General features: G+C 72.1%; 10 protein-coding genes. All 10 read left to right on the top strand.

All coding sequences use genetic code 11. The annotated features are described in order from the left end of the window. The first annotated feature begins 6 nt into the window (after positions 1-6). Positions 7-1587 (top strand): collagen-like domain-containing protein, encoded by a 1581-nt coding sequence (locus tag WCD41_RS06805; RefSeq protein ID WP_337712644.1) that lies wholly within the window; start codon positions 7-9, stop codon positions 1585-1587. 21 nt (positions 1588-1608) lie between these two features. Next, positions 1609-2067, top strand: a complete 459-nt coding sequence (locus WCD41_RS06800; protein WP_337712643.1) for a hypothetical protein — start codon at positions 1609-1611, stop codon at positions 2065-2067. A gap of 257 nt (positions 2068-2324) precedes the next feature. Beyond that, entirely contained in the window at positions 2325-2639 is a 315-nt protein-coding gene (locus tag WCD41_RS06795) for a hypothetical protein (RefSeq protein WP_337712642.1), read from the top strand. Positions 2640-2679: 40 nt separating this feature from the next. Further along, complete coding sequence (locus tag WCD41_RS06790; RefSeq protein ID WP_337712641.1) at positions 2680-3036, top strand: hypothetical protein; 357 nt, start codon at positions 2680-2682, stop codon at positions 3034-3036. Further along, positions 3033-3464 (top strand): minor capsid protein, encoded by a 432-nt coding sequence (locus tag WCD41_RS06785; RefSeq protein WP_337712640.1) that lies wholly within the window; start codon positions 3033-3035, stop codon positions 3462-3464. The genes WCD41_RS06790 and WCD41_RS06785 overlap by 4 nt, the downstream gene beginning before the upstream one ends. Positions 3465-3466: 2 nt before the next feature. After that, complete coding sequence (locus tag WCD41_RS06780) at positions 3467-3922, top strand: phage tail tube protein (RefSeq protein WP_337712639.1); 456 nt, start codon at positions 3467-3469, stop codon at positions 3920-3922. 4 nt (positions 3923-3926) lie between these two features. Beyond that, positions 3927-4628 (top strand): hypothetical protein, encoded by a 702-nt coding sequence (locus tag WCD41_RS06775; RefSeq protein ID WP_337712638.1) that lies wholly within the window; start codon positions 3927-3929, stop codon positions 4626-4628. A gap of 83 nt (positions 4629-4711) precedes the next feature. Continuing rightward, positions 4712-8308, top strand: a complete 3597-nt coding sequence (locus WCD41_RS06770; RefSeq protein WP_337712637.1) for a hypothetical protein — start codon at positions 4712-4714, stop codon at positions 8306-8308. Continuing rightward, complete coding sequence (locus WCD41_RS06765) at positions 8305-9189, top strand: hypothetical protein (RefSeq protein ID WP_337712636.1); 885 nt, start codon at positions 8305-8307, stop codon at positions 9187-9189. Before WCD41_RS06770 ends, WCD41_RS06765 begins: the two co-directional genes overlap by 4 nt. 2 nt (positions 9190-9191) lie before the next feature. Next, the gene (locus WCD41_RS06760) at positions 9192-11582 is read left to right on the top strand and encodes a hypothetical protein (protein WP_337712635.1); all 2391 of its coding nucleotides are present in this window, start codon (positions 9192-9194) and stop codon (positions 11580-11582) included. Position 11583 lies beyond the last annotated feature (1 nt).

The following is an 11583-nucleotide window of genomic DNA, read 5'->3' as shown; positions in this document are numbered from 1 at the left end:
GCGGCGGTGGCGGTCTTCGACATCGGCGACACCGCCACCCTGACCGCACCCGAGGACGCCTCGGACACGGGCGCCGTGGTGGCGGTGATCGCCCCGAACGGGCAGCCGGTCACGCCGTCGCCGACCGTGACCCGCGCCCACGCCGACGGCGTGTGGTCCGCGCCGCTGGCGCTGACCCGTGCGGGGCTCTACACGGCCCGCTGGACGGTCTCCGGGCCGCCGGGGCCGCAGGTGCACCGCCAGACCGTCTCCGTGGCTCCTGAGCCCTCGGGCGGGCCCGTCTCGCCCAGCACAGGGGAGCCCTACGCGACCCGAGGCTACGTCGACGACGCGATCGACGCCGTCGAGCTGCTGTCCGGACCTCAGGGACCTCCCGGTACTCCGGGCGCCGCGTCCACGGTCCCGGGACCGCAGGGCCCGCCCGGAACGGCGGGAGCCGCAGGTACGCCCGGGGCGAAGGGCGACAAGGGCGACACCGGGAACACGGGAGCGGCTGGCACCAACGGCACCAACGGCACGAACGGAGCGCCCGGGGCCGCGGGTGCTGCCGGGAGCGACGGGAAGACCGTGCGCTCCGGCACGGGCGCCCCCTCGGCGGGGCTCGGCGTCGACGGTGACTTCTACGTCCGCGACCCCGGCACCGCCAGCGTCGCGATCTACGGGCCGAAAACGGGCGGAGCGTGGGGCTCCCCGACGTCGCTCGTCGGGCCGCAGGGCAACCCCGGGGCCAACGGCACGAACGGTGCCGACGGAGCACCCGGAGCGCCCGGTGCCGATGGAGCGCCCGGGACTCCCGCGATGACGCCCAACATCCAGGTGTTCACCAGTTCGGGGACCTGGACGAAGCCGAGCGGCGCGACCGTGATTCAGGTGGCAGCGATGGGCGGCGGCAGCGGGGGAGGCTCGGGCCGTCGTGGCGCCGCCGGAACGGCCCGATGGGGCGGCGGAGGCGGCTCAGGTGGCTTACGGGCGCAGGCCACCCTGGACGCCAGCCTCCTGAACGCCACCGAGCAGGTCACCGTCGGGGGCGGTGGCACCGGTGGTGCCGCGCGCACGACCGACGACACTGATGGTGCCGCGGGCGGTGGCGGCGGGATCACGTCTTTCGGGGCCTACTCGCGAGCACGGATTACTGCAGGGTCGGGCGCCAACTCGGGCGCCGGAGGAACCGCGACTTCGGGCGCGGGTGCCGCGGGCTGGCAGGCCAGCGGCGGTAACTCCTCGGTGTCGGCCAACGCCGGAGGCGGTGCTCAGAACGTGAACGGCCTCTGTGGAGGCGGTGGAGGTGGTGGAGGTGGCATCTCCACCGGCAACGTCGCCTACGCGGGCGGCGGCGGCGGGGCAGGAATCGGCGCTATCGATCCGACCGTGACGGTGTCTACGGTCGCCGACGCTGGAGTCGGCAGCGCCATGCCCGGTACGGGTGGCCCCGGCGGCAGCGCCTCCGCGAGCGCGGCTGGTACCGACGGCTCTCGCGGCGGTCGGTACGGCGGCGGTGGAGGTGGTGGGTCCGCCTCGGTGAATGGCCAGCCCTCCGGTGCTGGAGGAGCGGGCGGCCCCGGCATCGTGGTCGTGACCTCCTGGTGATCACGCAGTGAGGAGCAGACCGTGACCGTCTGGGCCACCACCGAGTACCTCGCCACCTACCTCGGCGAAGCCGTCCCCGACGACGCCGGACGCCTCCTCGCCCGCGCCTCCCGCGTCGTCGACGGGCTGATCACGCACGCCGTGTACGACACCGACGACGACGGCCAGCCCACCAGCCTGCTCGTCCGTGGTGCCCTCGCCGACGCCACCTGCGCCCAGGTCCAGACCTGGATCGACGCCGGACAGGCCACCTACGAGGGCGACGACGACGCCGGGTCGGAAGCCGAGCTCGCCCAGCTCCGCGCCGCCGGGGCCACGTCGGTCTCCTTCGGGGCGCTGTCCATCGGCCTGTCCTCCCGGTCGAGCGCCACGGCCAGCACCGCCGTCACCTCGGGGGAGGACTGGTCGACGGCCTCCGACGAGACGATCGCCGTGCTCCGCCGCGCCGGGCTCCGGCCCGCCCGCATCAGTCTCAGGTGAGGAGCCTCTACAGGGGCGGTCTGCGAACGATCCTGCGACAGAGAGGTCGGAGGCGGTTCGCTTCCTGAGCGTGCTCCTCCGCCTCAACAGTCCACAGGCTGGCCGAAAGCGGCATCTCGTTGGCGGAGGCGAACGCTGCGTTCTCGCGGCAACGAGCCTCCGCGCGCTCCTGCTCGCGGAGGGCGGCCCACCGCTCCCGGTTGGCCCTGACCTCCGCCTTCGTCAACACCGCCACATCGGCCAGCGTAGGGGGCGCGGTGAGCCTCGCCAGCCTCGTCTACCGCAAGACCGTCACCGTCCACCCCTACGAGGGCGAGGGTGCCGGCGGCCCCGTCTACGGCACGCCGTTCGACCTCGCCTGCTGGTACGAGCCCAAGCGCGCCGACAGCACCGACAAGGACTCCGAGACCACCGCCGGGCCGATCCTCGCGCCGCTCGCCGCTGCGGACACCGTCCCCGTCGGCTCGCTCGTCGACGTCGACGACACGCAGACGTGGGTGAAGTCCGTGGCCCGGTTCGACTCCGCCGGGCTCGTCACCGCCCTCGACCACGTCGAGATCACCGTCGCCTGAGGCGTCCCGCCCACCGCCCGACCGCGAGGAGGTGGGCGGCGTGGCGCTGCGCATCCGCATGGCCAAGGCCCGCCTCGACAACGGCGCCCGCGACGGCGCCGAGACCGCCGCGGAGTACTTGCTCGGCATCACCCAGCAGCGCGTCCCGCTGGAGACCGGCGACCTTCAGAGAACGGGAAGAGTCGAATCCGGGGCGCGTGGGGGAAAAAAGACCCACACATTCAACGTCATTTATGGCGGAATGGGTCTAAGGGATTATGCGCAAAGGCAGCACGAAGAACTATTGTGGGTCCATTCGCCTGGAAGAACGTGCAAATATGTTGAGGGACCGCTTAACGAAGAATCGTCGACCATTAAAGCAATAATGGCGGCAGCAATTCGAAAGCACCTCAAGTGAGCGTCCCCGTCCGCTGGCTCCAGCCGTTCGCCGCGCTCCTCGCCGCGCAGGGCTTCGGCACCTGGCAGGCCACCGGCGCGTACCCCGGCAACGCCGTCTGGCCGATCTTCCTCGAAGCCGTCCCGTCGAAGCCCGGCCGCCTGATCACCGTCACCGGCTACGGCGGCATCAGCCCGCCGCACGACCTCGAGCCCCGCGTCCAGCTCCGCATCCGCGGCGACACCGACCCGCGCACCAGCCGCGGCAAGGCCGAGGACGTCTTCGACTACCTCCACTACCTCACCGGCGGAGTCCAGCTCCCGGGCGGCCCGTGGCTCGTCTGCGCGCCCTCGGTGAACGGCGAGGTCGCCCCCCTCGGCGGCCCCGACGAGAACGGCCGCTTCACCCACATCACCAACCACGCACTCACCGTCTCTAGGGAGCCCTGAGCATGCCCGCGACCCAGATCGACGCCCGGGGCTGGATCTTCCAGGTCGAGTCCTCCACCCCCAACACGTGGTTGGGGATCGGCGGCGTCACCGAGTTCTCCATCGACCGCTCGGAGAACGAGGAGGAGTTCGACACGACCACCTTCGACTCGGGCGGCTGGTACGAGTCGGAGGCCGCCCAGCGCGGCGCGATCTGCGAGCTCACCTACCGGGAGAAGCGCGACGCCGGGGTCCTCGACAGCGGGCAGGCCCGCATGTACGCGGTCGCGAAGCTCGTCGGGCCGGACTCGCTGGTCCGGTTCCGGTTCCGGCACACCACGCAGACCGGTGCGTCGGCGTGGGAGGTGTGGTCCGCGTGGTGCGGGCTCGGGGAGGCCTCCGGCGAGGTCAACGACAAGACCGAGTCCGAGGCCACCTGGCACCTCTCGGGCGCCCCGACCTACATGGCCCTGGTCTGAGCCCGTGACGACCCCCCAGCAGCCACCACACGCCCAGGACGAGGCCCTCCCGCCCAACGGCACAGCTCCGGCGCCGGTGGTCGACGCCGGGCCCGTGATGGAGGACTTCGACGCGTTCTGGGCGCAGTACCAGACCACCAAGCCGCAGGTCCGCATCCTCGGCGAGGTCGTCCCCATCCCGCACGACATGCCGCTGTGGGTGGAGCAGCTCTCCGAGCGCGGCCGTCAGAACACCGTCGCCGACCTCCACAAGATGGTGGACGCGCTGTACGGGGCGAACACCCTGCAGCGCTGGATCGACCGCGGCGCCGGCCTCAAGCAGCTCAAGGTCATCATCGCGTGGACGACCCTGCGAGTGCAGGGTCGCCAGGTCACGTTCGCCGATGCGATGACGAAGGCTGACGAGCTGGAGGCTGCCGAGGCTGCCCGCGAGGAAGCCGCGAAGGCGAACCCGCAGCTCGGCGCCGCCGCCGCGGCCGCCGTGCCCGGCACCCCTGACGGCGACTACGCCGCGGCGGTGGCGGAGGCGGGAAAAGCCCTCTCCGCAAGTACTGGGGCGCCATCGTCGCCGACCTCCGACGCGAGTACGGCATCACCCCCGCCGAGCTGGCCGGAATGGGCCGCCGCGAGTTCTGGTGGTACCTCGACCACCTCTCCGGCGACGCCGTCTTCCGTCAGCTCCTCGAACGGGCACCTCGGGTCCTGACCTCCCCGGACGCCATCCAGGCCATCAGCCCCCGCCCGGCCGAACGCGAGCCCGCCACCTGACCGCGTGACCGGGGGTGGCCGGTGGACGTCGGGGAGCTCGTCGCGCACCTCAAGGTCGAAGGCAGCGACGTCGACCGCGAGCTCGACGAGCTCGACAATCGCAAGGTTGAGCCCGAGGTCGACCTCGACACGAAGCGGGCGCTGCTCAAGCGTGAGGAGCTCCTGCGCAAGCTGGAGGCCCTCGAGCGGGAGAAGACGAACCCGCAGGTCGACCTCGATATCCGCGAGGCCGAGGCCAACGCCCGCAAGATCGAGGCCGACCTCACCGAGCTCCGCAAGCTCGACGCGTCCCCCGAGGTAGACCTCAAGATCGCGAAGGCGGAGGCGGCGCTCGGGCGCGTCACCCGCCAGCTCGAGGACCTCGGACGGCAGAAGGCCGAGCCGACGGTCGACGTCGACATCGCCAAGGTGATGGCCGAGCTCACCGCCGTCGAGCAGCGCCTCGACGCGGTCGACGACAAGAAGGCCGAGCCGACGGTCTCCGTCTCCACCGGCCTGGTTGACGCCCGCCTGGCCGAGATGGTCGGACGACTCGCGCAGCTGGACGCGCAGAAGGTCGAGCCCGACGTAGGCCTCGACATCCTCGAGGCCGAGGCGAAGCGCACCGCGTTGCTCGCGCAGCTCGAGCGCCTCGACCACATGGAGGTCACCCCCGAGGTCCGGCTCGACGTCGACAAGACGCTGCGGGACCTCGAGCGGGTCGAGGCGAAGCTGCGCTCGCTGCACAGCCGCAACAGCGGAGGCGGGGCGGGCGGCGCGCTCGGCGGGCTGGCCGGCATGTTCGGGAACCTGCTGTCGGTCGGTGGCCGGGTGCCCGGGGTGCTCGGCTCGATCGCCTCCGGTCTCGGTGGGCTGATCTCCACCTCGACGCAGGGCGCCAACGCCGTGACCGGCGTGGTCGGTGGCCTGTCGAAGATGGGCAAGGTCGGCGCCGGCGCGGCGCTGGCCGTGGTCGCGATCGTCGCGGCCCTCGTCGACGCCTACGCCGCGCTGGTCGGGTTCGGAGCGAAGGCCTCCGCTGTCGCCGCTGTCGCCGGGGCGGTGACCTACGCCGTCGGCGCCGTCGGCGCCGCGGTGTCGGCGCTGCCGGCGCTGCTGTTCGGCGCTGCCGCGGCCGGGGCGGCGGTGGCGCTCGGGTTCGACGGGATCAAGAAGGCCGCGCAGGTCGCGAAGCCCGCCCTCGAGGACCTCAAGCGGGCCGTGTCGGGCGTGTTCGAGCGCGAGCTGACCCCGATGTTCCGCGACATCGCGCGGATGCTGCCGCAGCTGCGCGTGGGGTTCGAGGGCGTCGCCAAGTCGATCTCCGGGCTGATGAAGGACCTGGCCGGGATCTTCACCTCGACCCAAGGTATCCAGCAGCTGCAGACCGTGCTCGCGAACACGTCGGTCCTGATCGACGGGATGCGGCCGGGCCTGAAGAACCTGGTCTCGTCGCTGCTGCAGGCGGCCACGGTCCGGGGCGCGTTCCGGGAGCTCGGGGCGATCGTCGGGGTGGTCGGGGACCGGCTGGCGGAGCTGTTCCGCCGGTTCTCCCAGGGCGGCGAGTCGTCGCTGATGGTGCGCTCGCTGGGGGCGCTGCGCGGCGTACTGAACGCCGCGGCGGGCGCGTTCAACGAGCTGATCGTCGGCGCGACCGAGTTCTTCACCGCGGCCTCGCCCGGCGTCGAGGACGCGTTCGGGTCGCTGCAGCGCGTCCTCGGCAAGATCGACTGGGAGTCGCTGGGCCGCTCGTTCGGCACCTTCGCCCGCGCCATCGGCCGCTTCTTCGAGAACATCCCGCAGTCGGTCTGGGACAACTTCGCCAAGGCCCTCGAAGACGTCGCGACCGCCTTCTCCGACCTGGTCAACGACCCGGCCGCAATGGCGTTCTTCACCGGCCTGATCAACATGATCCCGACGTGCATCCGCATGTTCGCCGACTTCCTCGGCGTCGTGAAGGACGTCGCCGGCTGGCTGCGCGACCTGTGGGAGTCCATGACCCACATGGGCCGCGGCCGCCAGCTCGGCGCCATCGGCGGGTTCGAGATGCCCGGCCTGCCCACCGGCGGCGGCGGAGGGGACGTCCCCGGCCCCGACATCACCCCGTGGGAGACGTGGCGCGACCAGCTGCGCACGCTGCTCGACGAGGCCATCGCGATGGTCACCGAGAAGACGACAGCGCTGGTCGCTTCGTTCACCGCCGGTCTGCTGGGGCTCGGCGCCGCCGCCACGCAGGGGTGGCTTCCGGTGCAGCAGGCCACGACGCTGGCGCTGCAGCAGATGGTCACCGCGGTCACCACGACGTGGGCGATCACCATCCCGCAGGCCGTCGCCACCGGTATGCAGCTGGTCAACGTCGCGCTGCAGCTCGGCTGGCAGCAGGCCCTGATGACCACCCAGACGATGCTCACCCAGCTGGCGATGCTGGTGACGCAGTCCCTCGGGATCGGGCTCGCGCAGGCCGCCACCCTCGGGATGGGCCTCGTCGTCGTCGCCCTCCAGCTCGGGTGGCAGCAGGCGCTCCTCGCGACCCAGCAGGGGCTCCTGTTGCTCCAGCAGGCCGCGCAGCTGGGGCTCGCTCAGCTCGCCGTGATCGTCACCACCCAGATGGCCGTCGTGGTCGCCGCCGTCCGGCTCGGGATGCAGCAGATGACCATGGCCGTGGCCATGGGGATGGCCGTCGTCCAGCAGACCTTCCAGGCCACGTGGGCGCAGTGCACCGCGATCGTCCGGGCCGCGATGGCAGCCATCGCGGGCGCCGTGTCGGCCGGGATGGGGCAGGTGCAGGCCGCCGTGGCCGCCGGGATGGCCGGGGCCCGCGCGTCCGTCCAGTCCGGGATGGCATCGATGCGAGCCGCCGTCACCGCCGGGATGGCAGCCATGGTCGCCGCCGTCCGGGCCGGGTTCGCCCAGTTCGTCGCCGCCGTGCGCGGCGGGGTGACTCAGGTGCTGGGGCTCGTCCGCTCCCTGCCGGGCCAGATCATCGGCGCCCTCGGCAACGTGGGCTCGCTGCTGGTCAACGCGGGCCGGGCGATCATGAACGGGCTGCTCAACGGCTTGAAGGCCGGCATGAACGCCGTCATGGACTTCATGTCTGGGGTGGCCCGCCGGATCGCGGCGATCAAGGGTCCCCTGCCCTACGACCGCCGTGTCCTGGTCCCCAACGGCGAGGCCCTGATGCGGGGCCTCCAGTCCGGGCTGACCGGCGGGCTCGCGGGCGTGCTGCGCGACGTCGCGACCTACGCCTCCCAGCTCGCCGCCGGCGGCGGCTCCGCGTTCCGCATGGCCGGCCGGAGCCTCGCCCAGCAACTGCAGGACGGGCTCGCCGCAGGCACTCGCAACCTCGCCGTGAACAGCAGCGGGGTCGGACTGGACCAGTTCCTCGCGGGGGTCGCCGCGACCGGGCAGCGCCGGCAGCTGGCCACCCTGTACCGCAGCGCCGAGCAGCGCGCCGCGGCTGCCGCGCAGAGGCCGTTCGACGAGGAACGGCTCGCCCACGCGATCGGCCACCGGTTCGGTGTCGAGCTGGAGAGGCTGCCGATCGTGTCCTCGCGGGACATCGCGACCGCGACTCGGCGCGTGCAGGTCCAGGACGTCCGCCGCCGGGGCGGGCTCGTCGCGGGAGGCCTGCCCCGATGAGCTACCTCGACCGGTTCCTGCTCGGACCGCTCGGCGCCATGACCGAGCTGCCCGGCATCCCCGCCCGCAAGGGCGTCAAGGTCGACCACGAGCGCATCGGCGGCACCGACCGCGGGCTGCGCGGGGGCCTGTCCGAGGACGTGTGGGCCACGAAGCGGTCGTGGGTGTTCGGGTGGGACCTGGCGCACGCCCGGCAGGCTCAGCGGCTGGTCGGGCGGTGGCGTTCCCCGTACCGGGCGTCGGCGCTGCGTCTGCTGGACCCGATGGTCCCCAACCTGCTCTCGCCGGACGTCGCGGTGTGCGGGTCGATGTCGCGTACCCCCGCCGGGCTCGGCGACCCCACCTCCACTCCGTGGGCCTACATCACCGCCGGTACGACGGCCTTCGACATCATCGGGCTCGGGCAGCCCGCCGACACCGAGCTGGTCGGGCTCGTCGACTCCTGCGCCCACTGGACGGTCCCCGGGGTCGGGGTCCTGTACTCCGAGATCGCCGAGTGGGGCCGGATGCCGCTGCTCGGGCGCCGCACCGTGTTCTCCGCCTACGTCCGCGGGTCGGGGTCGGTGCTGGCCTCGGTCTACGGGGAGACGCCTGGCGCCACCTACGCGGGCTCCTCGACGACGCTCACCAGCTCGTGGCAGCGCATCCAGGCGATCGCGCCCGCTGCGGCGGCGTCGGTCTCGTTCCGGGTCGGGCTCGTGTCCGGATCGGGCGGCGCCGACGTGCAGACCATCGGCTGGCAGGCCGAACACCTCCCCGCCGGGAACGCCACCGACTGGTCCCCCGGCGGCGGCGCGGCCGAGGTGCTGCTCACCGAGTTCGGCGAGGGCTACCGCGTGCTGGGCCGCCGCGCGCTCGAGCTGACCGTCGGGGAGGTCTGAGGGTGCAGCTGCCCGATGACACCGACCTGGCTGCGGCGGTCGACGCCCGTTCCCGCGTCCCGATCGCGCGGCTGCGCGCCGACTGGTCCGCGAACGGTCTCTACCTCAACCCAGAGTCCGACCTCACCCAGTTCGTGCAGTCCGTCGAGGTGGAGCGCGCGCTCGCCACCGACCTGCCGCCGGAGGTGTCGCTGGTCGACGGGCAGTCGATCGCGAAGCTGACCGCCACCCTCAAGGGTCGCCGCCGGCTCTCGTCGGGCGGCTACGCGGAGCTGGACATCGCGCAGACCCTGTCGCCGCTGCGCACCGACTCCCCGCTGTACGGGGTGCCGCTGGTCGGGCGTCCGGACGTCAACCTCGAGCTCGGCCTGCGCACTGCGGCCGGGCCCCGGCTCATCTCGCAGTTCGTGGGGCCGGTCAACACGGTGGACCCGCGGCCGGACGGCACGGTGGAGCTGGAGGCGCTGGACGCCGCCGACCGGATGCGGACCGACATCACCCTGCCGGCGTTCATCCAGTACCCCGACCGCACGGCGACCTACGGCAACATCTTCGACGTCAACACCCAGTGGGTCGTCGACTTCATCCTGCGCCGCAACGGCATCTACGCGTCCCCGCCGCCGCGGCCGGGCGGCATCTTGTCGGTGACTGGGCACGGCGGTGCTGTCGCCGAGGTGGGTCATACCCGTCCACCGTTCGGGGACATGACCCGCGCCTCCGGTGGGCTGGCGTTCGGAGGCGGAACGGGCGCTCTCTGGACACCGGGTGTGTTCGGCCTGCTCGCGAACGACGGCTCGTGGTGCGGGAAGTACGACACCACCGGTGGCTACGCGGGCGGCGTCCGGGGCGGTTACGTCCAGCACTACGCCACGGCCGCCATCCCGCTCGAACTCGGAGTGGGACTCCAGGGATGGGTGTACTGCGGCACCAGTGCGACCCACGACGTCCCGGGCGGGCTCACCGAGAGCCAGACCCGCGAGGTGTTCTCGCTGTTCCCGTACTCCTTCCCGGACGGGTACGCGGCGGTCAACCGCAAGCGCATCTCGCTGGTGTGCAGACCGTCCGGCGGACTCGGCATCCGAGTGTGCGACGGCGCCCGCAACGACCTCTACTCGCTGCCCGTGTCGGGGGCTGCTGCCTGGCGCTACGTCGGCGTCCACGTCGTGTGGCGCGGGGACGGCAAGGTCGACATCGTCCACCGGGTCGACGGAGCGACCGTCGTGCGCACCTCTAGCGTCACCTACGACTTCTCCACCGACCAGCTGCTCCTGGCTAACGCGCAGATCAACACCTGGTGCTCGCTGCCCTGGCAGGACTTCCAGGTGTGGCGCGCCGCGTCACCGCCGTCGACGTCCTTGGCTGAGGAGTGGCCTGGCGAGACGTGGACCCCGCAGGCCGAGATCGGCAAGGGCCGCAACCACCTCACCTACCTGCCCGACGTCGTCGGCGCAGACTCCGTCGAGCTCCTCGACGAGGTCATCGGCGCCGAGTTCGGCACCAGCGGCAACCGCATGACCGACGGCCAGTTCTTCTTCCGGCCCCGCGCCTCGCTGACCGCCTCCACCGCGGTGAAGACGGTGACGGCGGACGTGTCGCTGCTGGATCTGTCGATGCCGACTCGCGTCGACTCGGTCCGCAACATCATCAGCGTCCGCGCGCAGGCCGGGTACACGCAGTACGAGCAGGAAGTCCTCTACGACTCGCAGGACCCCTGGGAGTTCCTCGTCCCCGCCTACACGATCGGCCTGTTCGAGATCCCGATCACCGCGCACACCGTGCCCTACCTGGGATTCCTCACCGCGCAGACCCCGGAGAACTACTCCGAAGCGGCCTCGCGCGGCGACATGAACATCTACTGCCCCCTGCGCACCGACAACAACCTGATCAACACCGGGGTCGGCGCCCAGCTCGAGCACATCGCCCCGCGCATGGCCCGCCTCCGGATCCGCAACGACTCCGGGGTCGCCGCCCGCCTCGCCGCCTACAGCCCCACGGCAGGCGAGCCCAACATCCCCGCCCTCAAGGTCGGGTGCCTGCGCATCGAGAAGCGCCCCGAAGTCCAGCAGGTCCACACCGCGCCGGACTCCATCGCGAAGTACGGGTCCCGGACCCTGCCGCTGGCGCTCACCGAGTGGCGCCAGCGCCTCGACACCCTCGCCCCCGTTGCCGTGCAGCTGCGCAACGAGCTGGACAAGCCGGTCCCGCCGCTCACCAACATCCCGATCAAGGGTGACCCGCGCCTCGAGCTGTTCGACGCGGTGCGCCTGCTCGACCCACAGGGCATCGCCCCGTCGGTCACCGGCCGGGTCGTGAAGATCAGGCGCCGCGCCACGAAGACCGGGCTGCGCGACGTGATCGACCTGCGCCCGTTCCCGTCCACCTGGCCCGTGTAAC

It is taken from the genome of Actinomycetospora aeridis (genome assembly GCF_037400275.1).
GTDB classification, from domain to species: domain Bacteria; phylum Actinomycetota; class Actinomycetes; order Mycobacteriales; family Pseudonocardiaceae; genus Actinomycetospora; species Actinomycetospora aeridis.
This window is presented reverse-complemented; position numbering and strand designations above follow the sequence as displayed.

Bases quoted from the DNA above. Each gene is read 5' to 3' on its own strand.
- WCD41_RS06780 (WP_337712639.1), top strand. From the start codon at position 3,467: ATGCCCGCGACCCAGATCGACGCCCGGGGCTGGATCTTCCAGGTCGAG.
- WCD41_RS06765 (WP_337712636.1), top strand. From the start codon at position 8,305: ATGAGCTACCTCGACCGGTTCCTGCTCGGACCGCTCGGCGCCATGACC.